Source organism: Nocardiopsis rhodophaea (assembly GCF_039530945.1).
GTDB classification, from domain to species: Bacteria; Actinomycetota; Actinomycetes; order Streptosporangiales; family Streptosporangiaceae; genus Nocardiopsis_C; species Nocardiopsis_C rhodophaea.
Genome location: NZ_BAAAPC010000006.1, coordinates 237,609 through 262,667, shown reverse-complemented (window position 1 = coordinate 262,667; position 25,059 = coordinate 237,609). Strand labels below are relative to the sequence as shown.

At 70.7% G+C, this 25,059-nt stretch carries 16 protein-coding genes; 9 read left to right on the top strand and 7 right to left on the bottom strand.

Translation table 11 applies throughout. The features are described from left to right. Window positions 1-32: 32 nt before the first annotated feature. The 5 genes from ABD259_RS09155 to ABD259_RS09135 all read left to right on the top strand — a co-directional run bounded on the left by ABD259_RS09155 (window position 33) and on the right by ABD259_RS09135 (window position 8,647). Window positions 33-2,807: a GTPase gene (locus ABD259_RS09155; protein WP_344161462.1), complete on the top strand. Its 2,775-nt coding sequence runs from the start codon at window positions 33-35 to the stop codon at window positions 2,805-2,807. Between the two features lie 770 nt (window positions 2,808-3,577). Then, entirely contained in the window at window positions 3,578-4,921 is a 1,344-nt protein-coding gene (locus tag ABD259_RS09150) for a GGDEF domain-containing protein (protein ID WP_344104221.1), read from the top strand. A 130-nt stretch (window positions 4,922-5,051) separates the two neighbouring features. Beyond that, entirely contained in the window at window positions 5,052-6,266 is a 1,215-nt protein-coding gene (locus ABD259_RS09145) for a DUF4192 domain-containing protein (protein ID WP_344161459.1), read from the top strand. Window positions 6,267-6,305: 39 nt separating this feature from the next. After that, entirely contained in the window at window positions 6,306-7,967 is a 1,662-nt protein-coding gene (gene ettA, locus ABD259_RS09140) for an energy-dependent translational throttle protein EttA (RefSeq protein WP_344103981.1), read from the top strand. Window positions 7,968-8,110: 143 nt separating this feature from the next. Then, entirely contained in the window at window positions 8,111-8,647 is a 537-nt protein-coding gene (locus ABD259_RS09135) for a globin (protein ID WP_344161456.1), read from the top strand. A 46-nt stretch (window positions 8,648-8,693) separates the two neighbouring features. On the opposite strand, the gene ABD259_RS09130 is transcribed toward ABD259_RS09135, so the two are convergent. Continuing rightward, on the bottom strand, window positions 8,694-9,152 hold the full coding sequence (locus tag ABD259_RS09130; RefSeq protein ID WP_344161453.1) for an acyl-CoA thioesterase: 459 nt from the start codon (window positions 9,150-9,152) through the stop codon (window positions 8,694-8,696). Window positions 9,153-9,320: 168 nt separating this feature from the next. Continuing rightward, complete coding sequence (locus ABD259_RS09125; RefSeq protein WP_344161450.1) at window positions 9,321-11,429, bottom strand: prolyl oligopeptidase family serine peptidase; 2,109 nt, start codon at window positions 11,427-11,429, stop codon at window positions 9,321-9,323. A gap of 360 nt (window positions 11,430-11,789) precedes the next feature. Here ABD259_RS09125 and ABD259_RS09120 point away from each other — a divergent pair, with 360 nt between their 5' ends. Beyond that, on the top strand, window positions 11,790-12,290 hold the full coding sequence (locus ABD259_RS09120) for an HNH endonuclease (RefSeq protein WP_344104224.1): 501 nt from the start codon (window positions 11,790-11,792) through the stop codon (window positions 12,288-12,290). 154 nt (window positions 12,291-12,444) lie between these two features. Here the strand turns inward: ABD259_RS09120 and ABD259_RS09115 are convergent, their stop codons facing one another. Beyond that, complete coding sequence (locus ABD259_RS09115; RefSeq protein WP_344161447.1) at window positions 12,445-13,206, bottom strand: SDR family NAD(P)-dependent oxidoreductase; 762 nt, start codon at window positions 13,204-13,206, stop codon at window positions 12,445-12,447. A gap of 50 nt (window positions 13,207-13,256) precedes the next feature. Here ABD259_RS09115 and ABD259_RS09110 point away from each other — a divergent pair, with 50 nt between their 5' ends. After that, window positions 13,257-13,877, top strand: coding sequence for a MarR family winged helix-turn-helix transcriptional regulator (locus ABD259_RS09110; RefSeq protein ID WP_344103990.1), 621 nt, complete (start codon window positions 13,257-13,259; stop codon window positions 13,875-13,877). 33 nt (window positions 13,878-13,910) lie between these two features. On the opposite strand, the gene ilvD is transcribed toward ABD259_RS09110, so the two are convergent. Continuing rightward, entirely contained in the window at window positions 13,911-15,770 is a 1,860-nt protein-coding gene (ilvD, locus tag ABD259_RS09105) for a dihydroxy-acid dehydratase (protein WP_344103992.1), read from the bottom strand. A 335-nt stretch (window positions 15,771-16,105) separates the two neighbouring features. Further along, window positions 16,106-16,912, bottom strand: coding sequence for a nuclease-related domain-containing protein (locus tag ABD259_RS09100; protein ID WP_425573497.1), 807 nt, complete (start codon window positions 16,910-16,912; stop codon window positions 16,106-16,108). Between the two features lie 206 nt (window positions 16,913-17,118). On the opposite strand from ABD259_RS09100, the gene ABD259_RS09095 reads away from it, so the two are divergent. Further along, entirely contained in the window at window positions 17,119-18,543 is a 1,425-nt protein-coding gene (locus ABD259_RS09095; protein ID WP_344103995.1) for an amidase, read from the top strand. Window positions 18,544-18,631: 88 nt separating this feature from the next. Here the strand turns inward: ABD259_RS09095 and ABD259_RS09090 are convergent, their stop codons facing one another. Then, a complete protein-coding gene (locus ABD259_RS09090; RefSeq protein WP_344161510.1) occupies window positions 18,632-19,921 on the bottom strand; it encodes an MFS transporter in 1,290 nt (429 codons plus the stop codon). Between the two features lie 210 nt (window positions 19,922-20,131). Between ABD259_RS09090 and malQ the strand changes: the two genes are divergently transcribed. Next, window positions 20,132-22,222 carry a 4-alpha-glucanotransferase gene (gene malQ / locus ABD259_RS09085; RefSeq protein WP_344161445.1) on the top strand — a complete coding sequence of 697 codons (2,091 nt, stop codon included), beginning with the start codon at window positions 20,132-20,134 and terminating at the stop codon, window positions 22,220-22,222. Between the two features lie 155 nt (window positions 22,223-22,377). Here malQ and pepN read toward each other — a convergent pair whose 3' ends face one another. Continuing rightward, window positions 22,378-24,924 (bottom strand): aminopeptidase N, encoded by a 2,547-nt coding sequence (gene pepN, locus ABD259_RS09080; RefSeq protein WP_344161442.1) that lies wholly within the window; start codon window positions 24,922-24,924, stop codon window positions 22,378-22,380. Window positions 24,925-25,059: the final 135 nt, after the last annotated feature.

Genomic DNA, 25,059 nt, shown 5'->3' with positions numbered 1-25,059 from the left:
GGAACCCGGCTCACGCCGACGAGGAACCAGACGTGGCGGAACCCCAGGCCGACAGCGGGGCGTCCCCCGCCCCGGATACCGCGCCGAACGCACCGGAGGCGCCCGAAAGCGCGCACCGTGCCCGCGGGGACGACCAGTGGACCGGCTACGTTCTCCCGGCCAAGGCCAGGAGGGACGCCGGATGGGCGGCGCCGGCGGGAAACGCCTGGCCGCCGAACCGCCCGGCGGAGCCGGAGCCGCGCTCCTACCCGGCGCTCCGCCGCGCCGTCGACATGCAGTCCGGACCGCACCCCTCCCTCGCTGACGACGGCGAGGCCCAGCCGTCGTCCGAGCACCCCGGGGAGGCGGAGGCCCAGGACGCCACGGGCGACGCCGGTGGGGCCAGCGCCGCCGGGGCACCCCCGGTCGAGGAGACGACATCGGGCGCCTACCCGTCACTGCGCCGGGCCGTCGACCGCGCAGGCGACGGTCGCGCACGGCGCCGGACCAACCCCGACCTACTCGCCGACCCGGACGACAGCGCGGGCTGGCGCACGGACGCCGCACCGGCCAGCGGCGCACGCTCCGGTACCGGTCCGCAGCCTGCCGTCCATCCGTCGGCCCCGGCGGGTCCGGCGGAGGCCGCCGAGACGGCCAACGTCGAGGCACACCCCACCGGACAGCGCACGCAGGACAGCCACGACACCCAGAACGACCAGAACAGCCAGAGCGGCCACGGAGCTGATCGGGCGGACGGCTCCCGCCCCGAGCGTCCAGCCGGCGGCGGTCGGCACGCCGCCCCGAGGCGGCACGCGGCGACCTCGTCCGAACCCGGCGGCGACGCCGAATCCCCGCGGCCCCCGGCCGACCATGCCCAGCGCGCCGATGCCCACGGGACGGACCCGCACCGCAGGCGGGGCGACCCCGACGACCCCGACCAGCTGGCCGCCTGGGTGGGCGCGCTGACGGAGACCGACAACGCCACCTCGAAGATCGCCGGACGCCGCACCGGCCCGATCCCGGCACTGTCCGAGGATGTCCTCAGGGCCATGGACCAGGAGGCCGGGAAGGCGCCAGAGGACGCCGCCGCCGAGGAGCCGCACCCGAAGACGGGCGGGGAGCGGGCCGACGACGGGCCCGCATGGACGTCGGCCGCCGACGACGATGACGACGAGTACCAGGTCAGCTCCAACGAACCGTGGCAGCCCATGCCGGCCACCACGCGCGAAGAGCTGATCACCCGCCTCGACGCGCTGGCCACGATCGTCTCCATCGGCCGCGCCGACTTCGATCCCGACCTCATCGCGCGTGCACGACACCTCCTCGACCACGCGGGTGCGCGGCTCCGCCTCTCCGGCGACCACACGGTCGTCGCGCTCGCGGGCGGGACCGGAAGCGGCAAGTCGTCGCTGTTCAACGCCCTGTGCGGGCTCGAATTCTCCCGGGTCGGCATCACCCGGCCCACCACCTCCTCCGCGCACGCCTGCGTCTGGGGGAACGAGGGCGCCGACGGCCTGCTGACCTGGCTCGGCGTCCCGCCGCGGTGCCGCCACTCCCGGACGAGCGTGCTCGACACCGACAACTCCGAGCTCAGCGGGCTGATCCTGCTCGACCTGCCGGACCACGACTCCGTCCGGGCCATGCACACCGCCGAGGCCGACCGCCTCATCGGCGCCGCCGACCTGCTGATCTGGGTCCTCGACCCGCAGAAGTACGCCGACGCCGCCGTGCACCACCGCTACCTCCGGGAGATGTCCGGATACGGCGCGGTCACGGTGGCGGTCCTCAACCAGGTCGACCGGGTCGAACACGACGAGCTTGAGGAGCTCCTCACCGATCTCCGTCGGCTGCTGGAGACCGAGTCCGGTGTGCAGCCGCGTGTGCTCACTACCTCCGTCCTCACCGGCCAGGGCATCCGTGGCCTGCGCGATCTCCTCATAGAGACCGTCACCGAGCGCCGGGCGCTGATCGACCGTCTCGTCGCCGACCTCGACCAGGTCATCGGGGGCTTCGAGCGCTACCAGGGCTCCACCGAGCCGCCGAGCGTTTCCGAGGCGGGGCGTCTGCGCCTGGTCACCGACCTGCTGGCGGCGAGCGGTGTCTCCGCCATCGCCGACACCACCGAGACCGCACACGAGCGCCGCGGATGCAGGCGTGTGGGCTGGCCGGTCACGCGGTGGGCGCGCAAACTCCGCCGGGACCCGCTGCGCGCGATCCGGATGGGGTTCCACAGCGACGACGACGAACGCGGCGTCGCCGGTCCCGTCGATGCCCACCAGGCCGAAATCGAGACCGCGACCGCCGAGATCGCCGACAGCGTCGGCGGCTCCCTGCCCGCGCCGTGGCCGAAGCGGTTGCGTGCCGCGGCCCGCAGCAACCTCCGCGACCTTCCGGTCGGCCTGGGCAACGCGATCAGCGAGACCGTCCCCGACCCCGCGGACACCCCGCTGTGGTGGCAGATCGTGCGGGTCGTGCAGTACACGCTGGTGGGCACGGCCGGAGCGGGTCTGGCCTGGATCGGCACGCTGCTCGCCAGCTGGATCGGGGGCGGCCTCACGGGCTTCGCCCTCCTGGACGACCCCACCTACCTCGGCCTGGCCGGTGCCGTGGCCGGAGCGACCCTCATCGTGGGGTGGCTGACCGATGTGGGCTGTCGCAACCTCGTGTCGGTCGCTGCCACCCAGCGGCGCGACCAGGTGGAGCGGGACAGTGCCGCGAAGGTCCGGGCCATCGCCGATGAGCTGATCATCGCGCCGCTGGAAGAGGAGCTGGGCCGCTACCGCGAGTACCGCGAGGCGCTCGGTACGGCCCTGACGAAGCACGACTGATCCGCCGCGATCCGCGGGGGAGGGGGAATGCGGTGCGTCGCGTCCCTGTCCGCACGGCGTGGCCCGCCGGCCCTCTCCTCCCGTACCGCCGGTCCGAGGCGGCCTCCCGCGACGGCCGCTCGGCATCCGAGGCCGCACCGTACGGCCATGGCGGCGCCGGGCGGGGCCGGACGGTCCGCCTGTCCGATGACGCGGGCTGTCAGACGCGCGCGGCACGTCACCGGGCCGACCGGTCCGGCCGGAATCACGCCGAGCTCTTGTGCTCCGAGGGATGGGCGCTCCGGGGCGCGGGGTAAAGGCGGCGACGAAGCACGGCGCCGGGCGGAGAAGCTTCTCCGCCCGGCGCCGTGCTTCGTCGAACCGCGATCAGACCCACTGGATTCCAGCGGACATAATCCCCCCAGTCTGTGTGCGGACTCCTGGTGACGCTGCCAGTGCGCTGCTGACGGATTGAGAGGAGCACTCGTGTCCGCCCGCGCCGTTGTTCGCCCGATTGTGGCCGGTTCGACCACAGCCCATGCGGTGCTGCCGCGTCGCGCTCGTTGCTCACGCTCCCGGAGCGCGACCGCCTGACCGTAATGGGTGGGCTGCAGCGTGCCTCAATCTAGCGGTTTTCTCACGCCAATACACAATCGGCGATTATGGTGTCACTGACTGTGATTCAATGTCGGGTCGTGACACCCTCCTCTTCCGTGTTCCCCGGGGGATCGAGGGTGGCGAAGGCCAGTGAGGCCATTCCGGGTGCACTGGTGGCGAGCGGGGGGATCGACGTGGCGGTGGTGGAGCGGATCGTTACCGACCGTGAGCGTTCCCGAGGATGCCAGGTGCGGCAATGGCCGGTCTTCCAACAGCCCCGCCCCCTGCTCGTCTTCATGGCGATGGTTCTGGCATGCGCGCTCTCCCTGATTGTGGTGGCGCTGGCCGTCACCCCCGCCCGCCGGGACGAGATGATCACCTTCTGCTCACTCGTGGTGTGCGCCGCGATCTGCGTGGAGGCGATGCGTCGACTGGGGACACCCAGCGGACTGACCCGCGATCTGCTGGGGGCCTGGTGGTTTCCGACGCTTCTGCTCCTCCCGCCGCTGTACTCCCTTATTATCCCCATTCCGGTCTATCTGCTGCTGCAATTCCGCATCCGAAGGACCGTACTCCACCGGCGCGTGTTCAACGCCGCGTCGGTGGCGCTGTCGGGCTTCATCGCCTCCTCCGTCTTCCACCTCGCCCTCACCGGCGACCTCGTCGGTCCGGCCGGGCTGCCGGGGGAGATCGGCCGGGAGATCCTCATAACGGGGTCGGGAGCGCTGCTCGCGGTCTTCTGCTGCGCCCTGTTCACCGTGCTGAACACGCTGACGATCGCGATGGCCGTTCACCTCAGCGCGTCCGACACCACTTGGCGCCGCCTGCTGTGGGACCGCGAGGCCGTCACCGTGGACAGTGTCGAGATGTGCGTCGGCCTCACCGTCGCGATCCTCTCCGGGCTGTCGGTCGTCCTCCTGCTCATCGCCGTACCACCGGTGATGCTGTTGCAGCGCAGTCTGCTGTACCAGCAGCTACAGGCGGCCGCCCGCACCGATCCCAAAACCGGGCTGCTCAACGCGGCGACATGGGAGCGCGAGGCCCGGGCCGAAGTGGGCCGCGCCGTGCAGGCGCGGCAGTCGGCGGCCGTGCTGGTCATCGACATCGACCACTTCAAGCGGGTCAATGACACCTACGGGCACCTGGTCGGCGACCACGTCCTGATGGGTGTGGCCTCCACCCTCGCCCATCAGCTACGCCAGGACGACATGATCGGCCGCTTCGGCGGTGAGGAGTTCGTCGTACTGCTGCCGGGGGCCGACATGGCCGAGGCGTGCAGGGTCGCGGAGCGGCTCCGGTCCAAGGTCGGCCGCAAAGTGGTGGCCGTCGGCGACCACAGTGTCGTTATCACCGTCTCGATCGGGGTGGCACTCCTCCGAACCCACGGCGATGACCTCGTCGATCTGCTCGCCGCCGCCGACCTCGCCCTCTACCGGGCGAAGAACGCCGGACGCGACCGCGTGTGCCTCCCCGCCGCGCGGCGGTTCCCGCGGGACCGGGAGCGCCGCCAGCCCCAGCTCCGGCCGCGCGGGGGCTGAGCAGGGGGGCGACGGCCGGCCTCTCCCCCCTCCTGCCCAGGGCGGAAGGGCGCACAACGATTAACCGCCTCCGTCCACAGCCGGACACCGCCTCTTGTGGCGGGATCCGGCGTACACCCACCGTGGGTGTATGGCTACCGACGACAGCCCGCACGTCCATGTCCCCGAGCAGACCACCCTCACCATCAGCGACCCCACCGACGTCATCGCGGCCGTCCCCTACCTCCTCGGCTTCCATCCCACTGACAGCATCGTCATCCTCGGAATCCGGGCCTGCGCCACCCACGTGCGCTGCCTGCTGCGCTGCGATCTCACCGACGAACTCGCCGAGCACGCCGCGGAATGGGCCGGGCAGCTCGCCGCCACGCTCGCCGAGGCCGGCTGCGGAAGCGTGATCGCGGTGGGCTACGGCTCCGCACGGCACATCACCCCGTGCGTGGACGCGTTACGCGCCAGGGCCCCCGCGGTCGGCGTGCCCGTGCGCGAGGCCCTGCGGGTGTCCGACGGCCGCTACTGGTCCTACGTCTGCGACTCCACGGAGTGCTGCCCGCACGACGGCGTCGCCTACGACGTCGCCACCTCCGCGGTGCCGGCCACCGCGGTCGTGGGCGGCCTCAGCGTCTGGCGCGACCGCGGCGTGATTGAGGAGTTCGTGGCGGCCGTCAACGGCCATCGCCGCGCCCAGATGGAGCGCGCCACGCTCGACGCCGAGGAGCGTGCCGCGCGGATGCGTCACCGCCTGCTGCCGTCCGGCGAGGCGGCCCTGCGCGCCGCGGTGCGCTCCGAGGGAGTACGCGTGGTTCGCGCGGCGGTCGGCGCCGCGCTGCGCGGCGACCTCGTCGACGCCCCCGAGCGCATCGCCTGGCTCGGGCTGCTGCTAGGGTCCATCCGGGTACGCGACGAGGCCTGGGCGCGCATCGACACCGCGCACCTCGATACCCACGTCGGACTGTGGCGGCAGGTGTTTCGGCATGTGCGTGCCGACTACAGCGCTGCCCCGGGGTCACTTCTGGCCTTCGCCGCCTGGCAGAGCGGCGATATCGCCCTGGCCGACGTCGTGTTGGACCGCGTGGAGGAGGCGGCGCCGCACTACACGATGGCGGCGCTGCTCCGCCGCGCCGTGCGTGGTGGGATGCCGCCGGAGAGATGGGAGCCGATGACCCCCGAGTGGCTGGAGGAGGTCGCGCCGCTCCGTGGTTCGGCGGTTCCGTTACCCGCTTCGGACCCAACGGTTCCAAAGCGTCCCATCGCCCCGACGGATCCGGAAACGACGCACGGCCCGGAGGAAGCGGCTGGCCGGCCGGACGGACCAGCGACAGACGGAGGCGAGGTGAATCCGCCGTGATGTCAAGGGCACCTGCGCCGACGCCCTAGGCTGGGGAGCATGCCGGAGTACATCTTTACCATGCGGAACGTGCGCAAGGCGCACGGCGACAAGGTCGTCTTGGACGACGTTTCGGGTTCCTTCCTGCCCGGCGCCAAGATCGGCGTTGTCGGGCCGAACGGCGCGGGCAAGTCCACCCTGTTGAAGGTCCTTGCGGGCGTCGAGCAGCCGTCCAACGGTGAGGCGCGACTGATGCCGGGGTTCAGCGTGGGCATGCTGGCCCAGGAGCCGCATCTCGACCCGGACAAGACGGTCCTGCAGAACGTCGAGGACGGCGTCGCCGAGACCAAGCGGATGCTGGACCGGTTCAACGAGATCGCCGAGAAGATGGCGACCGACTACTCCGACGGCCTCCTCGAAGAGATGGGAAAGCTGCAGGAGCAGCTCGACCACCGCAACGCCTGGGACCTCGACAGCCAGTTGGCGCAGGCGATGGACGCGCTGCGCTGCCCGCCGGCCGACTCCCCCGTCACCACCCTGTCCGGTGGCGAGAAGCGCCGCGTGGCGCTGTGCCGCCTGCTGCTGGAGCAGCCTGACATGCTGCTGCTCGACGAGCCCACCAACCACCTCGACGCCGAGAGTGTCCAGTGGCTGGAGCAGCACCTGGAGAACTACCCCGGGACGATCGTCGCGATCACCCACGACCGCTACTTCCTGGACCACGTCGCCACGTGGATCCTGGAGATCGACCGGGGGAAGCTCTACCCCTACGAGGGCAACTACACCACCTACCTCGACACCAAGGCCGCCCGTTTGAAGGTCGAGGGCCAGAAGGACGCCAAGCGGCAGAAGCGGATCAAGGAAGAGCTGGAGTGGGTCCGCTCCAACGCCAAGGCGCGCCAGACCAAGAGCAAGGCCCGCCTGCAGCGCTACGAGGAGATGGCGACCGAGGCCGCCAAGACCCGCAAGCTGGACTTCGAGGAGATCCAGATCCCTCCGGGTCCGCGCCTGGGCAGCACCGTGGTCGAGGTCAAGAACCTCAGCAAGGGTTTCGACGAGCAGCTGATCGAGAACCTGAGCTTCTCGCTGCCGCCCAACGGCATCGTCGGTGTCATCGGCCCGAACGGCGTCGGTAAGACGACCCTGTTCAAGATGATCGTCGGGGAGGAGACACCGGACGCCGGCACCATCACCGTCGGCGACACCGTGGAGATCTCCTACGTCGACCAGTACCGGAGCCGAATCGACCCTGACAAGAACATCTGGGAGGTGATCTCCGACGGCGAGACCTTCATCCAGGTCGGCAACGTCGAGATCCCCAGCCGCGCCTACGTCGCCGCGTTCGGCTTCAAGGGCTCCGAGCAGCAGAAGCCGGCCGGTGTGCTGTCCGGTGGTGAGCGCAACCGGGTGAACCTCGCGCTCACCCTTAAGCAGGGCGGCAACCTGCTGCTGCTGGACGAGCCCACCAACGACCTGGATGTCGAGACCCTGGGCTCGCTGGAGAACGCGCTGCTGGACTTCCCCGGCTGCGCCGTGATCACCAGCCACGACCGCTGGTTCCTGGACCGCGTCGCCACGCACATCCTCGCGTGGGAGGGCGAGTCCAACTGGTTCTGGTTCGAGGGCAACTTCGAGGCCTACGAGAAGAACAAGGTCGAGCGTCTCGGTCCGGAAGCCGCGCGCCCGCACGCGGTCACCCACCGCAAGCTCACCCGCGACTAATCATCGTCTGACCAGCGACGTCTCCGGCTCATGGCCCGGGTCCGCCTGTGGCGGCCCGGGCCGCGCCGTGTCTGCGGCCCCTTTTCCTCCGCGCGCTCGGCGGTCGCCACTCCGGCCGGAAGCACATAGGCTGTCGGGTGATTATGACTTCCGCGCGCGATGACCACATGAGCTTCTACGAGGCTGTCGGCGGCGAAGCGACCTTCGTCCGCCTCGTCCACCGCTTCTACGAGGGTGTCGCAGGCGACCCCGTGCTGCGGGCGATGTACCCGGAGGAGGATCTGGGCCCGGCCGAGGAACGGCTGCGCCTGTTCCTCATGCAGTACTGGGGCGGTCCGCGCACCTACAGCGAACAGCGGGGCCACCCGCGCCTCCGCATGCGGCACTTCCCCTTCACCATCGGCGCCCGCGAACGCGACCGCTGGCTGCACCACATGCGCGACGCCATGGACGACATCGCCCTGCCCGCCCCGCTCGACCGGCAAATGTGGGAGTACATGGTGATGGCGGCGCACAGCATGGTGAACGCCCCGGAAGCGAGCGCGGAACAGGCCCAGGCCGCTCACGTGGCCGACCCGACCTCGATCAGCGTCGAGCCCGCCGCCCAGAGTGGTGCCGAGTCCGACGCCAAGACCGGCGACGACGACGGGGACGAGCCCATCCGCATCTCCCTCGCCTAGCCGAGCCGGGACCCGTCGTCTTCCCCGGCCTCGCGCGAGGGCTGCCCTACTCCGCTGGGTGCAGGTACTGGCCGAGGTAGGCCCGCTCGTTGTCGTCGAGACGGCGGGGCGCCTGCGTCTCCAGGTCGTAGCCGACGATCACCGACGCCGCACGCGCGTAGACGTGGTCGTCGTCGAGGATCTCGTATTCCAGCCGGAAGCTGGCGTTGCGGATCTCCGACACCCACGTCTCCACCCGCACCGGTTCCGGGCGCAGCAGGATCGGGCGCAGGTAGTCGACCTCGTGCCGGGCGACCACCATGCCGCCGACCCGGGCGTCGCCGTCCTCCGCGTCCCACTTGAGAAACGCGATGCGCGCGTCCTCCAGATAGGTGAGCATCCGGACGTTATTGACGTGGTTCAGCGGGTCGAGGTCGGCGAAGCGGACGGTCGCGAGGTACACATGCCGCCGGGGACCGTCCCCCGGACGCTCTACCACGGGGGTCGCGGTCACGTGGTCGGTCACTGCTGTCATCCCTCCACCGATGTTTTAGGTTTCAACCTGGTGATTGTTTCAGCTCGACGGACGACAGCGAGGCCCGGCCTCCGGTGATCTCCCTCTCCCCCTCGCCCCGTGGAGCGCTGCCCCCGCCGACGCCTCGGGACACGGACCGCGCTGACCCCGTGGGACCGGTCAGGAACGGTCGTCCACCTTCAGCCCCGTGTAGTGCGCCAGGAACGCCAGCTGGTCGGCGCTGAGGCGGACGCTGCGGCTCACCGAGCGGGAGCTGTGTCCGACATCGGCCTCGCGGCGGAACAGGATCGGCTGTTCCGTCACGGGGGCGCTGGTCGCGTACTGGAGCTCCGCGCACATTTTCCGGGCGTGCAGCGGGTCCACGCGGGTGTCGTTGTCGAACACCGTGAACAGCGTCGCGGGGTAGCTCACGCCCTCGCGGACGTTGTGGTACGGCGAATAGTCCAGCAGCCAGGCGAACGCCTCGGGGTCGTCGGCGCTGCCGTACTCCACGTTCCACAGCTGCCCCAGCCCGAAGCGTTCGTAGCGGACCATGTCCAGCAGCGGGGCCGAGCACACGGCGGCGCCGAACAGTTCGGGGCGCTGCGTGATCGACGCTCCGACCAGCAGCCCGCCGTTGCTCCCGCCCATGACGGCCAGCTGGTCGGCGGTGGTCACCCCGGTGGCGATGAGGTGCTCGGCGGCGCTCGCGCAGTCGTCGAAGACGTTCTGCTTGCTCCCCAGCATGCCGCCGCGGTGCCACTCCTCGCCCTCCTCCAAGCCGCCCCGCAGGTTGGCGATCGCGTACACGCCCCCGGCCCGCACCCACGCCAGTGCCGTCGCGGTGTAGCCCGGGGTGAGGGAGATCGAGAAGCCTCCGTAGCCGTACAGGACGGCCGGACGCGGCCCATCCGCCTCCTCCGGCGGGGAGACCACCAGCATCCGCACGGCTGTTCCGTCGCGCGAGGTATAGGTGACCTGATCGGTCCGGACCTCCGGGAGGTCGAGGGTGCCCGGCGCGCTCTCCCAGAGCGACACCGCGCCCGTCCGCCCGTCGTAGTGGTGGACCGCGGACGGCGAGGTGGTGTCCGTGTAGCCGAACCACGCCTCATGCCCGCCCTCGGGGCGTTCGATCAGTCCGCCGACCGACCCGAGGCCGGGGAGCGGCAGCTCGCCGCGCCGCTCGCCGGAGGCGAGGTCGTGCACGCTGATCTCGCTGATGGCATGCCTCCGCCAGGCGACCAGCAGCTGCGCCGACGCCAACTCCGCACCGTCGAGGATCGCGATGTCGGTCAGAACGGCGTCGGGGTCGGTGTCGATGAGGGTGCGCCAGTGCTCGTAGTCGGGTGTGGCGGGGTCGGTCACACACAGGCGGCCGCGCGGCGCGTCGCGATCGGTGAACAGGTAGAGGCGCCCGTCCCGCCCCACGAAGGGGGAGACCTCGGCGTCGACCCCCTCCTGGATCGGGACGAACCGGGGCGCATCAGGGCCGGACTCCCCGAGGTCGGCGATCCACGCGTCGTTGCGCGAGGCCGTGCCCTTGACCGCGGTGAGTACCAGCCACCGCGCGTCCCTGCTCAGCGCCAGGCCGTAGTACTCGGCCTTGTCGCGGCCCTCCCCGAAGACAAGCACGTCCTCCTCCACCGGCGATCCCACGCGGTGCAGGTAGACACGGCGGTGGTACTGGTCCTCGCCCTCGGGGACCAGCTCGGGAGCCAGGCGGCGAATGTAGTAGAACGCCTCGCCTCCGGGCAGCCAGGCGATGGGGGAGTAGCGGCATCGGTCGATCGGGCCGTCGACGTCCTGTCCGGTGGCGACGTCCATGACGCGCAGCAGCGACTCCTCGTCGCCTCCCTCGGAGAGCTGATAGGCCGTCAGCCGTCCCTCGCGGTCGGGCCGCCAGGAGTCGAGCGTGGTCCCACCGCTGGGGTCCAGGGCCGTGGGGTCGATCAGCACCCGCTCGGTGTCGCCGCCCGGCTCTACGGTGTGCAGCACCCCGTGCTCCTGCTCGGCAATCCGGCGGGTGAAGAACCGCCGGTCCCCCCGCCACACCGGCGCGCCGACGTATCCGGCCCCCATCAACTCGTGGATGCGTTCGGCGAACCAGCCGCGTGTCGGCAGATCGGCCGCGACCTCGTTGAAGAGGGTGTCCTGGGCGGCGGCCCATTCCTTCGTCTGGGCGGAGTCCGCCTCCTCCAGCCAGCGGTAGGGATCACGGACGTCGCGGCCGTGCAGTGTCTCGCTGAGTTCGAGGCGCTCGGCAGCGGGGTAACGGCGTTCAGCAGGCATGACCGCACTCTATCCACACCGGCTCTCCCCGGTTCAGGCGTGGTTCACCGAGGGAATTCCACCGCCTCACCTGGAGGCGAGTTTCTCTGAGGTTTTCCCTGGCTCACGGTAATTGGGGTGGCGGTGAAGCACGTCGAGCAAGCAAACTGAATGCGGGACGTTACTCGGCGGGAACCACCCACGGGAGGTCCGTGTGGAAACGAGAACAGTACCGGTCACCCGACCGGTTCACAGGGAGGCTTCCTGGCTGGCCGATCGGCTGGCCGGGGAAGAGACAGGCAACTGGCCGGTCGGCGCACCGGCACCGGAGACGCGATGAGCACCGCACGCGGTACGGAGGGCGGCCCAGTCCACCGCCACGTGCTGCTTCTCAACGCGAGTTACGAACCTTTGACGACCCTACCGTTGCGGCGAGCGATACTTCTGGTGTTGCGGGAAAAAGCCGAAGTCGTGCACGGCGACACTGGAGGCGCCGTCCTGCACTCGGCGACCACGGCACTGTCGGTGCCGTCGGTGATCCGACTTCGGCGCTACATCCGCGTCCCCTACCGGAGACGCGTCCCCCTCACCCGCGCGGCGCTCATGCGTCGGGACGGGCACCACTGCGCCTACTGCGGGAAGCGGGCCGAAACCATCGACCATGTCATCCCGCGCAGCCGCGGTGGCGCCCACGTCTGGGAGAACGTCGTGGCGTCGTGCAAACCGTGTAACCACCGCAAAGCCGACCGCCTCCTCGACGAGCTGGGCTGGAAACTCAACGTGACCCCCGCAGTTCCCAGGGGCCTGCACTGGCGGCTCATCAACGGCGAACACCACGGCGACCCCCAATGGGCCCCGTACATGGCGAGAATGGCGGCCTAGCGGCCCCATCGGCGAGCCGAACAATACCAACCCGAGAAACGCCCCAGAGCCGCCACAGCCGACAGCGCCCACGACCGATGAGCATCCGGTCCGGTCGTGGGTACTGTCGGCGTGCGCCCGGGGGCGGGTTATCGGGTCACCTGGGGTGCCCGGGTCACCGACCGAGGTAGGCACCGCCGTTGACGTGCAGCACCTGGCCGGTGATGTGCCCCGCTTCGGGAGACGCCAGGAAGGTGACCAGAGCGGCGACATCGCCGGTGGTGCCAGGACGACCGGTGGCGGTGGCGGCGACGAGGCGCTCCTCGCGCTCCCCGCTGAGGTGGCCCTTGAAGAACTCGGTTCCGGAGATCAGCCCGGGGGACACCACGTTGGCCGTGATCCCCCGGGGCCCCAGTTCCCCAGCGAGGTCGATCGTCCAGGCCTCGATAGCGGCCTTGGCCGCTCCGTAGGAGGCGGCCCCCGTCCGTGCGGCGATGGAGCCGAGGGTGACCACGCGCCCGGCGGAGGCCAGCCGGGGACGCAGAGCCGCCGTAAGTAGGACCGCCGAGATCAGGTTCGCGTCGATGTTCCGCCGCCAGCTCGCCGCCAGTTCCGCCAGTCCCTCTCCGGTAGGGGGCGTTCCGCCGGCCGCGCCGGTGCCCCCGTTCGTCTGCTGTGGCTCGTCGAAGCCGGTGTTGCCGCCCGCGTTGTTGACCACGACATCGACTGTGTCCGGCAGGTGCGGCAGGGCCGCGGCCACCGCGGCCGGGTCGGTCACATCGCAGACCACCGGCTCGGCACCGATCCGCCCGGCGGCCCGCCGAAGCACCGCCTCGCGTCGGCCGAGGATCGTCACCTGGGCTCCGGAGGACGCGAAGCGCTCCGCTACCGCCAGGCCGATGCCGGTTCCGCCGCCGGACACCACGACACGTCTCACGCAAATCTCCTTTAGCGATGAAATAGATGCTTTAGCGGTAAAGTATCACTATGAACGCCGAACCCCCGCACCGGGATGAGGACCAACCGGCGCCCCTGTTGGGAAACGCCGTTGAGCCCGCTGAGGACGCGGTTGACCGCATCCAGCAGGCATGGCTGCGCGAACGGCCGGGCACCCCCGTTGGCTCCATCGGGGTCATCACCCGCATCTGGCAGGTGGCCAAGCTGCTCGACGACGACCGCAGGCGCACCATGGCTCGTCTGGGTATGGACTCCGCCACCCGCGACCTGCTCAGCACCCTGCGTCGCTCCGGCCCGCCCTACCGGCTGACCCCCACCCAGATCGCCCGCGCGGCGCTCGTCAGCCCCGGAGCGGTTTCGCTGCGTGTGGCCCGCGCAGAGGAGCAGGGGCTGGTCCGCCGGTTCAAGGGAGGGCCGGACGGGCGCAGCACGACCGTCGAACTCACCCCTGAGGGGCACGCCCTCATTGAGCGGACCGTCGATGACCTGCTGCGTCATGAGGAAACCCTGCTCGACGGCCTTACCGCCGACCAGCGTGAGCACCTCGCGGACCTGCTGCGCGTCCTCCTGGCCGATCTCACCGCGCGCGGCGCCGAACGGACGAGAAGCGCCCCACCGCGCGCGGATGGATCCGGTGCGGTGGGGCGCTGATGAGTCAGGCGAACGGTCGGTGAGCCGTGGGACTCATTCCACCTGGCTGACGTCGCGGGCGGCGCCTGTGGAGGCCGAGGTGGCCATGGCGGCGTAGGCGCGCAGGGCCGGGGTGACCGAGCGCTGGCGGTCCTTGGGGCGGAAGCGGCCCAGTTCCTTGAGGAGGCGCTCACGGCGGGCGTCGAGTTCCTCGGAGGGGACCTCCAGGGTGATGCCGCGGTTGGGGATGTCGATGCTGATGGTGTCGCCATCCTCTACCAGGGCGATGTCGCCGCCGGAGGCCGCCTCCGGGGAGGCGTGGCCGATGGACAGGCCCGAGGTGCCCCCGGAGAACCGGCCGTCGGTGATCAGGGCGCAGGCCTTGCCCAGGCCGCGGCCCTTGAGGAAGCTCGTCGGGTAGAGCATCTCCTGCATGCCGGGGCCGCCCTTGGGACCCTCGTAGCGGATGACGACGACGTCACCCGGCTCGACGCGCTTGCCGAGGATGCCGTCAACGGCGTCCTCTTGGCTCTCGAAGACCTTGGCCGGGCCGCTGAACGTCCACAGCTCCTCCTCGACCCCGGCCGTCTTGACGATGGCGCCGTCGGGGGCGAGGTTGCCGAAGAGGACCGCCAGCCCGCCGTCGGCGGTGTAGGCGTGGTCCACGGCGCGGATGCAGCCGTTCTCCCGGTCGGTGTCCAGGGTGTCCCAGCGGACGTCCTGGGAGTAGGCCTTGGTGGTGCGCTTGCCGCCCGGGGCGGCGTGGAACAGCTCTACGGCCTCGGGCAGTGTGCTGCCGGAGACGAGGTCCCAGTCGGCGATGAACTCGCCGATGGTGCGGCCGTGCACGGTGGGCAGTGAGGTGTCGAGCAGCCCGCCGCGTGCGAGTTCGCCGAGGATGGCCGGGATGCCGCCCGCCCGGTGGACGTCCTCGATGTGGTACTTCTCCGTGTTCGGCGCGACCTTGCACAGGCACGGCACGCGCCGGGAGAGCGCGTCGATCTCGGGCAGGCCGAAGTCCACGCCCGCCTCGGTGGCGGCGGCCAGCAGGTGCAGGATGGTGTTGGTCGAGCCGCCCATCGCGACGTCGAGGGCCATCGCGTTGCCGAACGCCTCCGGTGTGGCGATAGACAGCGGGAGCACCGAGGAGTCGTCCTCCTGGTAGTAGCGCCGCGCGGCGTCGACGACCACGCGGCCGGCGTCCTCGTACAGGCGCTTGCGGGCGACGTGTGTGGCCAGCACCGTGCCGTTGCCGGGAAGCGCCAGGCCGATGGCCTCGGTGAGGCAGTTCATCGAGTTGGCCGTGAACATGCCCGAGCAGGAGCCGCACGTGGGGCAGGCGGCCTCTTCCATCTCGTCGAGCTCGGCCTGCGAGACGCTCTCGTCGGCGGAGGCGACCATCGGGTTGATCAGGTCGAGCTTGCGGACCTTGGTGGCGGTGCCGTCGACGACCGTCACCTTGCCCGCCTCCATCGGACCGCCGGAGACGAACACCGTGGGGATGTTCAGCCGCATGGCCGCCAGCAGCATGCCGGGGGTGATCTTGTCGCAGTTGGACACGCACACCAGCGCGTCGGCGCAGTGGGCGTTGACCATGTACTCGACGGCGTCGGCGATCAGCTCGCGGCTGGGCAGCGAGTAGAGCATCCCGCCGTGGCCCATGGCGATGCCGTCGTCCACGGCGATGGTGTTGAACTCGCGGGGGACGCCGCCGGCCTCGCGTACGGCGCCCGCCACGACGTCGGCCACCTCGCGGAGGTGGACGTGGCCCGGCACGAACTGGGTGAAGCTGTTGGCGATGGCCACGATGGGCTTGCCGAAGTCTTCACGTTCGACGCCGGTCGCGCGCATGAGAGCGCGTGCACCGGCCATGTTCCTGCCGTGGGTGACCGTGCGTGAGCGAAGCGCGGGCATGGGGTGAGACTCCCGTCGATACGAGTGCTTCCCATTGATAGTAGCCGCGCGTGAGCAGTGCTCGCGTCTCGTTTTTGAAGATTTGGTGTCCGGATTATGAGACGAGGCGTGGGTGGAGCTCCTGGAAGGGCGGGGCTGGGCCGCTTGCGGGGGCCGTGGGGGGCGAGGTTCGTGCGTGGGGGCAGGCGGGAGAAATCAGGCGGGAAACGCGGGGCATAAGGGAGAGGGGCGGCGCTTTGCGCCGCCCCTCTCCGCCCGACCAGGGCCAGGGGATCGGGCCTGTTGAGGCTGCTCAGGGGCGCTACTGAGGGGGCCTCCCGGTGGGAGAGGCCCCCTCAGTAGCGCTGCGGAAGGACCTTGAGCGCCGCCTGGTAGATCTCCTCGATTTCGGTCTCGGTGAGGCGGTCCTTTCCGGTGCGCAGCCACTTGCGCACCTTGTTTCCCTGGATGATGTCGACTCCGCGCAGCCGATGGCTGTCCCATGGCATGCCCGGTCCGTAGATGGCCAGAGACGCGCGCACCCTGATCTCGCGGCCCAGCTCCTCGCTGATGAGCCGCTGGGCCACCAGGGCCTCCTCCAGGGCCTCGTCGATGCGCTCGTTCTTGGAGAACCGCCCGTGGTAGAGCTTTTCGAGCTTGTTGCGGAGCGGAAGCCGCTTGTCCCACGACTCGGAGTCGATTGCGAACGCGCCGCGTCGGCCGACGATGAAGTGGTCGATTTGCCCGTTGCCGCCGGGGATGCCGCGGGCGTGCAGGACCCGGTAGCCCACTTTCTGCATCACCCGGAGCTGGGCCTCGGTCTTGCGCTGCGCGGCCGAAGGCGTGCGCCATCGCGGCACCTCGGACTGGCGGCGCATGTGATGGACGATCATGCCGATGAGCGCGGCGGCACCGATGGTCACGCCGATCCGCCACTCGGACACGAGGAATCCGGCGGCCAAGCCGATCACGACAGCGGCGCCGCCACGAATCGCCCATCGTCTCGTCGACTCCCCGGCCAGGAGTGAGCCATATGTTCTCGACGCGACGTCTTTGAGGCCGGGGGAATTTCGAAAACGACTGCCGTCGGATGTGACGAAGGGGGACGCGTAGGTCGGTCCCGGGCTCTGCTCGCCCTCTTTGACTCTGGTTGCCGATTCCACAGAGGAAAGAGTAGGTCCATCCAGATGCGAGTCACAGTCCATTGAATCTCACACTTTTCTTCCCTGGGGCGAGGCGTTTCTCACGTGTTCAGGGAGGCGCGGCGGGGAATGTTTACTCTTTATCGGCGACATCTCTAGAGAGGTGTGCGCTTCCGCGCACCGAAGCCGTCGTCCCGCTCCCGGCACGGTATCGCTACGCTCAGCCCATGACGGAGATGCACGACCTCACGGCGATCGAGCTGGCCCGAGCCGTTCGCAACCGCGAGCTGTCGCCGACGGAGATCGCTGATCATTACCTGGCGCGGATCGACCGGCACGACACGCGCCTCGGGGCCTTTATTACGGTCATTCAGGAATCGGCGAGGGAGCAGGCCCGGAAGGCGGAGAAGCGGGTGCTCCAGGACGCGCCCGAAAACCTGCCCCCGCTGCTCGGCGTGCCCGTCCCGATCAAGGACCTGGACCCCCTCACCGGAGTCCGGCACACCTACGGTTCCCAGGCTTTCACCGACAACACGGCCGATGGCGACGCAGCCGTCGTCGGCCAGCTCCGTGCTGCGGGCGCGGTCTTCCCCGGAAAGACCAACACCCCCGAGTTCGGTTCGCCCTGCTACACGGAGAACGACGTCGCCCCGCCCGCGCGCACGCCGTGGGACCTCACGCTCTCGGCCGGAGGGTCGAGCGGCGGGGCCGCGGCCGCCGTGGCCGGAGGGCTGGCCCCCGTCGCCCACGGCAGCGACGGGGGCGGCTCGATCCGCATCCCCGCCAGTGCGTGTGGGATCTTCGGGCTCAAGCCCACACGCGGCCGCATCAGCGCGGCACCGTTCGCGCCCGATCTCATCGGACTGGCCACCGCCGGCCCCCTCACCCGGACCGTGGCCGACGCCGCGCTGCTGCTCGACGTCATGTCGGTCAACCTGCCCGGTGACTACTACACCGCCCCGCCGCTCCCCGAAGGGGAGACGTTCCTCGACCACGCCCGGCGCGATCCCGGACGGCTGCGCATCGCCCGGTTCCGCGCGCCGGCGGTCCCCGGCGTCGACGTCCACCCCGATGTGATCGCCGCCTACGAGTCGGCGACGCGGCTGCTCGTGCAGCTCGGCCACGACGTCGAGGAGATCGACCCGCCCTTCGGCCCCGGTCTGCTCGACCTGTTCAGCACCGTGTGGGCGGTCATGGCACTGACCCTTCCGGTGCCCGCGGAGCGGGAACAGCACCTGCGGCCCATCAACCGCTGGCTGCGCGAGCGGGCGCGCTCCCTCTCGGCGTACGACTACGCGCGGGCCGCCATCGGCCTGCAGCAGCGCGTCCGCGCCGCCCTGCCGCGGATGCTCCCCTACGACGCCGTGTTGACCCCGACGCTTGCGCTGCCCCCCGTACCGGTCGGCCACTTCGACGCCGACCCGGCCGAGGAGTTCGCGCGCATGACCGCGTTTACCCCCTTCACCTCGATGTTCAACATCACCGGCCAGCCCTCGGTCAGCATCCCCCTGTACTGGACCGAGCGGGAGCTGCCCATCGGCGTCATGCTCAGCGGGCAGATGGGCGGCGAGCCGACACTGCTCTCGCTGTCGGCGCAGTTGGAGGCGGCGCGGCCGTGGGCCGGGCGCACGCCCCAGATCTGGCGCGAGTGAGGGAAAGGCGCGACCGCCAGTGCGGCGCACACGTCCCTCCGGGGGATGAGGGAGGGCGGCATGGGCGGTGTCCCCGCGCTGCGCCCGCTCAGCGCACGTCCGGCTCTCCGGCCACCTCGCCCTCGTGTCCTGACGTGCCGCGGCCGGCGGCTGCCGCGCCGTCCCGCTCCCCGCGCTCCCCGTGGGGCGCGGGGATGAACGGGCTGATCACGGCGGCGAGGACGACCGCCACGGCCGCCCCCGCGGCCCCTGCCGCCACACCGCTCCAGTCCATGAGCGCCCCCATCACCGGGGCGGCGGACGCCGCCCCGGTGGTCTGGGCCGTGGTCATCCACCCGAAAGCCTCGGCCCGCCGGTTCGGAGGGGCGATGTCGCTGAGCCGCCCCATCACCGCCGCCAGGGTGGGGGCGATGGCAAGGCCGGAGACGAACAGAACGGGGAGGATCAGCAGCGGCGTCGGCAGGTGTGTCAGCGGCGGGAGGAACGGCACCAGCAGGACGACCCCCACCGCGGCGCCGAAGAACCGGCGGGACAGGTGAGGGGTGCCGGGGAGAGCGCCCGCGACCAGGCCCCCGACCAGGGAACCGGCCGCCCAGACCCCGGCCAGCACCATGGCCAATCCGGGGCTGCTGCGCTCGTTGGCCCACGCGACCATGACCAGGTCCACGCCGATGAGTCCGACGACCACCAGGAGCATCATGGGCAGGAACAGCGCCATCCAGCCAGAGCACAGCAGCGAGAGGCGCGGTCCCGGCGCGGGGGAGGTCTCGTCCCCGGAGCCCGCTACCGCCTCGACGACCCCGGCGCGGCGCAGTGCCACCATGAAACCGAGCGAGCCGGTCAGCGCGGTCGCCGCCAGGAGAAGAAGCGCCACGCGCGCGTTGGCCATCGCCACCGCCCCCGCCGCGAGCATAGGCCCGAAGACGAACAACAGCTCCTGCGTGGTCGCCTCCGCCGCATAGACGGCCCGGAGGTCGCGGCCGGTGGTGAGGCGCGGCCACATCGCGCGCACGATCTGGTTGGCCGGGGGAGTGAAGAGCCCGCTGGCCAGCGCGATCGGGACCGCCGCCCACCACAGGCGGGCGGGCAGCACAGCGATCAGGGTCAGCCCGAGGGCGTAGACGATCCCGCAGACGAGGACGATGCGATCGGCGGCGCCCCGATCGGCCATGCGCCCGCGGATCGGCGCGACGAGAGCGGTGCCCACGATGAGCAGGCCGAGGATCAGCCCCGCCTTGGTGTAGGACCCGGTCCACTCGGCGACCAGGAACGTGATCGCGATCGGCTGGCCCGGCATGTACAGGCGGGACGCCAACGACCAGAGCAGGAGGGAGGAGACGTGGGGGAGCGCGAAGAGCCGGCGATAGGACTGGAGCACCATCCGATTATGCACACCATTGTCAGGATCATGGGTCGAATATCCGGTCGCATACCTGTTTCGGCCATCCGCCCCGAAAAGCGAGGTTTTGATAACTGGTGAGGCAGGAGGGCCACAGGGGCCGCGGCGCCGCATTCCGGCGGGCCGAACGCGCGTTCAGGGTATGGCGAAGCCGTGACAGAAGCGCCGTGTAGGGCATCATCAGTTCTTGTGAGGGATGCGGAGCTGGCCCGGTTGGCCGAGGAGCACGGCGTAGCGACGGTGTACGAGGACTGGCGTGGCCGGAGCGTGCACGTCGGGGTCGACACACTCCGGCACGTCCTGACCGCGCTCGGCGTCGATGTGTCGGATCCGCGGGCCGCGCTCGAAGCGCACTGGGCCGTGCAAGAACGCCGCCTGCTGCCCCCCGCGGTCGTCGTCCGCGAGGGACACCTCCCACGGTTCCCGCGGCCCGACGGCGTCCGCACCTGGGTGGAGCTCGACAGCGGCGAGCACGCCGAGATTGATCCGGGGCTCCCGCTCGGCGTCCACCGGATCCACGCCGAACGCGCCCCGGGCGCCGCGAACGGCGGCCGCGACGGCACCGTCACCCAGAGCGCCCCGATGCTGGTCGTCCCCGACCGGCTGGCGCTCCCGCCCGCCCTGCGCGACCAGCGCGCCTGGGGCCTGATGGTCCAGCTGTACTCGCTGCGCTCCCGCGCCTCCTGGTCCATGGGGGACCTGCGCGACCTCGCCGAACTCGCCGACTGGAGCGCGCGCGACCTGGGCGCCGATTTCACCGTCATCAACCCGGTGCATGCCACCGAGCCGGGGCCGCCCATCGAACCCTCGCCCTACCTGCCGGTCAGCCGCCGCTACGCCAGCCCCCTCTACATCCGTATCGAGGACATCCCGGAGTACACGCGGCTCGAATCCGCCCAGCGTGAGGGCATTCAACGGCTCGCCCGCCCGCTGCGCGAACGCGGTCGCACCGCCGACCTCCTCGACCGCGACAGCGTCTGGGAGGCCAAACGCGCCGCCCTGCTCGCCCTGTTCAACGTCCGCCGGACCGCGGCCCGGGAAGCCGCGTACCAGGCCTTCCTGGAGCGCGAGGGCGCTTCCCTGGTCGAGTACGCCACCTGGTGCGCCCTGGCCGAGCAGTACGGCTCCGACTACCGCGACTGGCCGGAGCGGCTGCGCGACGTGACCTCGCACACCGTCGGCAAGGAGGCACTGCGCCGCTGGCCCGACATCGAGTTCCACCGCTGGCTGCAGTGGATCCTCGACGACCAGCTGGCCGCCGCGCAGGCCGGTGCGAGCGCCGCGGGCATGTCCGTCGGCATCGTGCACGACCTGGCGATCGGCGTGCGCGACGGCGGGGCCGACGCGTGGATGTATCGCGACGCCCTCGTCACCGGCGTCACGGTGGGCGCGCCCCCTGACGCGTTCAACCAGCAGGGCCAGGACTGGGCGCAGCCGCCCTGGCACCCTGTTCGCCTGGCCGAACAGGGCTACGCCCCCTTCCGGCAGGTCCTCCGCCAGGCGATGCGCCACGCCGGCGGCGTCCGCGCCGATCACGTCATGGGCCTGTTCCGGCTGTGGTGGGTCCCGGAAGGGGCCTCGCCCGACCAGGGCACCTACGTCCGCTACGACCACGAGGGCATGGTGGGCGCCCTGGCCCTGACCGCCAAGGAGACCGACTCGGTGGTGATCGGCGAAGACCTCGGAACGGTGCAGCCCTGGGTGCGGGACCACCTCGCCGAACGCGGCATCCTGGGCACGTCGGTGCTGTGGTTCGAGCGCGACACCAAGGGGAACCCGCGCCGCCCCGAGGACTGGCGGCCGGAGTGCCTGGCGACCGTCGCCACCCACGACCTGCCGCCCGTGGCCTCGTTCCTGTCAGCCGAACACGTCGAGCTGCGCGACCGCCTCGGCCTGCTGCGCCGCCCGGTCAAGGAGGAGCGCGCCGACGCCGAGGAGCAGGTGGCCGTATGGCGGGCGATGCTCATCGAGCTCGGCCTGCTGGCGTCCGACACCGACCCGGTCTCCTGCCCGGCGGAGGTCGTGGTGGCCCTGCACGCCTATCTCGCCCGCACCCCGGCGCGGATGATCGGGATCGCGCTGACGGACGTGGTGGGCGACCGTCGTATGCAGAACCAGCCGGGCACCAGCACCGAGTACCCCAACTGGCGCATCCCGTTGACCAGCGCCGAGGGCGAGCCGATCCTGCTCGACGAACTCATCGCCGACCCCCAGCTGTGCGCGCAGGTCCGACGTGCCCTGCGCCCGCTCACCGAGGACTGGTGCGCGCCGCGCAGTTGAGCGCCCGGCACGGCGGCCGGCACCGCCGACCCTCCGTTGACCTCGGCGATATCGACGGAAATCCGGCGAGTATTCCGTCGCTACCGCCGAGACCAACGGAGGGGGCGGCGCCAAAGCCGTGGAACGCGGATCGGAGGTGTGCTCCGATCGATCCCCTAGCTCTGGGCGTCGCGGCGCTGCGCCTTCAGCGCGCGCCCGACACCGGCGCGGCCCTCGATCAGCAGGCGGCGCAGAGCGGGGGCGGGGTCCTCGCTCTCGATGTAGGCGTCGGTCCGGCGCAGCGTCTCCTCCTCGATGAGGTTGCCCGGGTAGGCGCCCTCGGCGAAGGACTGGGCGAACTCACCCGTCCAGTTCTTCCACGCCTCGGCGAGCAGACCGAAGTAAGCGTCCACATACGGCCGGTAGAGCTCGCGGTGCGCCGGTTCGTTGAAACCGCTCAGGGTCGCCCGGAACTCCGCGTTGGCCATCTCGGTGGCGGACTGGATCCGCTCCCAGGCCGCGGCCTTGGCGTCGGGCGTCGGGATCGCCGCGCGGCACCCGGCCGCGTGCCGCTCGCCCGTCGCGGTCGGGTCGGCCTCCAGCTCGGCCGCGATCTCCTTCTCGCCGGCCTGGCCGCCGACGACCAGGCGGCGCAGCAGCCGCCAGCGCAGGTCGGTGTCGATCGTCAGGCCCTCGACCGTGATGGCGCCGTCCAGCAGCCCGCTCAGCAGCGAGAGGTGCTCGCTGTCGACGGCCGCGTCGGCGAACGCGTGGGTGTAGGCCAGCTGCAGGTCGCTCCCGGGCTCGGCCGAGGTCAGCAGGTCGCGCAGCCGCGCCGCGAGCCGGTTGAAGCCGGTCTCGCGCCACTCCGGGGCGACGTAGCTGTGCAGCGCCGCGACCGCCTGCCGCAGCAGCGTCTGCGCCACGGAGACGTCCTTCACCCCGCTGATACCGGAGATGACCAGCTCGACATAGTCGCGGGCCGCCATCTCGGCGTCGCGGGCCATGTCCCAGGCCGCCGAGTAGCACAGGGCACGCGGCAGCGACCCCTGGATCTCCCCGACGCCCTCCACGACGGTGCGCAGCGAACGCTCGTCGAGGCGGATCTTGGTGAACGTCAGGTCGTCGTCGTTGATCAGGACCAGGTCCGGCTGGACCTCGCCGACGAGGTCCGGGACCTCGGTCCGGGCGCCAGAGACGTCGAGCTCGACGCGGCGGCGGCGCACGATGCCCGCGTCGGTGCGGTCGTAGAGGCCGATGGCCAGCCGGTGGGAGCGCAGGGTCGGGTAGTCGGGCGCGGCCTCCTGCAGCACCGTGAAGGAGGTGAAGGCGCCCTCCTCGTCCACACTGAACTCCGGGCGCATGGTGTTCACGCCCGCCGTCTCCAGCCATTCGCGCGACCACGCGGCCAGGTCCCGCCCTGAGGCCTCCTCCAGCTTCACCAGCAGGTCACGCAGCTCGGTGTTGCCCCAGGCGTGCTCCTTGAAGTACTCGCGGACCCCGGCGAAGAACGCGTCCACGCCGACGTAGGCCACGAGCTGCTTGAGCACCGAGGCGCCCTTGGCGTAGGTGATGCCGTCGAAGTTGACCTCGACCGCCTGCATATCCGGGATGTCCGCGGCGATCGGGTGGGTCGACGGCAGCTGGTCCTGGCGCAGCGCCCACGCCTTCTCCACGTTGGCGAACGTGGTCCAGGCGTCCTTCCAGCGGGTGGCCTCGGCCTGGCAGTAGACGCTGGCGAAGGTCGCGAAGGACTCGTTCAGCCACAGGTCGTCCCACCAGCGCATGGTGACGAGGTCGCCGAACCACATGTGCGCCATCTCGTGCAGGATCGTCTCGGCACGGCGCTCGTAGTGGGCGTCGGTGACCCGGGAGCGGAAGACGTAGTCCTCCAGGAAGGTCACCGCACCCGCGTTCTCCATGGCGCCCGCGTTGAACTCCGGCACGAACAGCTGGTCGTACTTGCCGAACGGGTACCGCAGGCCAAACAGGCCGTGGTAGAAGTCGAAGCCCTGCTTGGTGACCTCCAGGATCGCGTCCGCGTCGAGGTGCTCGGCCAGGGACTTCCGGCAGTAGACGCCCAGCGGGATGCCGTCGTGCTCGTCGCGCACCACGTGGTACGGGCCGGCGATCAGCGCGGTGATGTAGGTGGACATCGGCTCGGTCGCCGGGAAGTGCCAGCGCGTCTTCGGACCGCCGGCGCTGTCCTCGACCACCTCGCGCGCGACGTCGGGCGCGCTGTTGGAAACCACCTCGAAGTCGGCGGGGGCGAGCACGGTCAGCTCGAACTTCGCCTTGAGGTCGGGCTGGTCGAAGCAGGTGTACATGCGGTGCGCGTCGGACGTCTCGAACTGCGTGTACAGGTAGACGCTCGCGTCGACCGGGTCGACGAACCGGTGCAGTCCCTCGCCCGTGCGCATGTAGGCGGCGTCGGCGACCACCCGCAGCTCGTTGGTGGCGGCCAGGTCGGGCAGCCTGATGCGCCCGTCCCGGACCACCGTCGCGGTGTCCAGTTCCCGCCCGTTGAGCACGACGGAACGCACCTGCGGGGCGACCAAGTCGATGAACGTTTCGGCACCCGGCTCAGAGCAGTCGAAGCGCACCACGGTGCCGGACCGGAAGGTCTCCTCGCCCGTCGTGAGGTCGAGCTCCACGTCATACGAGGCCACGTCGAGGATCCGAGCGCGCTCACGTGCCTCGTCGCGTGTCAGGTTGCCCGCCACGTTCACTCCCTTCACGGCCGCCGTCTTCGCCGGCCGGAGATGATGACCGCCCGCGTCGCGGATCCGCGTGCAGCGGGCCGTCCCTTGAGTTGTCGTCGTCCTAGATCCTGCCACGCCTGTCCCCGGAATGCGGAA

Coding starts and splice junctions, on each gene's coding strand:
- ilvD (WP_344103992.1), bottom strand. CDS start 15,770: ATGCCCGCGCTTCGCTCACGCACGGTCACCCACGGCAGGAACATGGCC.
- ABD259_RS09145 (WP_344161459.1), top strand. CDS start 5,052: ATGGCTACCGACGACAGCCCGCACGTCCATGTCCCCGAGCAGACCACC.
- ABD259_RS09110 (WP_344103990.1), top strand. CDS start 13,257: ATGAACGCCGAACCCCCGCACCGGGATGAGGACCAACCGGCGCCCCTG.
- ABD259_RS09125 (WP_344161450.1), bottom strand. CDS start 11,429: ATGCCTGCTGAACGCCGTTACCCCGCTGCCGAGCGCCTCGAACTCAGC.
- ettA (WP_344103981.1), top strand. CDS start 6,306: ATGCCGGAGTACATCTTTACCATGCGGAACGTGCGCAAGGCGCACGGC.
- ABD259_RS09135 (WP_344161456.1), top strand. CDS start 8,111: ATGACTTCCGCGCGCGATGACCACATGAGCTTCTACGAGGCTGTCGGC.
- ABD259_RS09095 (WP_344103995.1), top strand. CDS start 17,119: ATGACGGAGATGCACGACCTCACGGCGATCGAGCTGGCCCGAGCCGTT.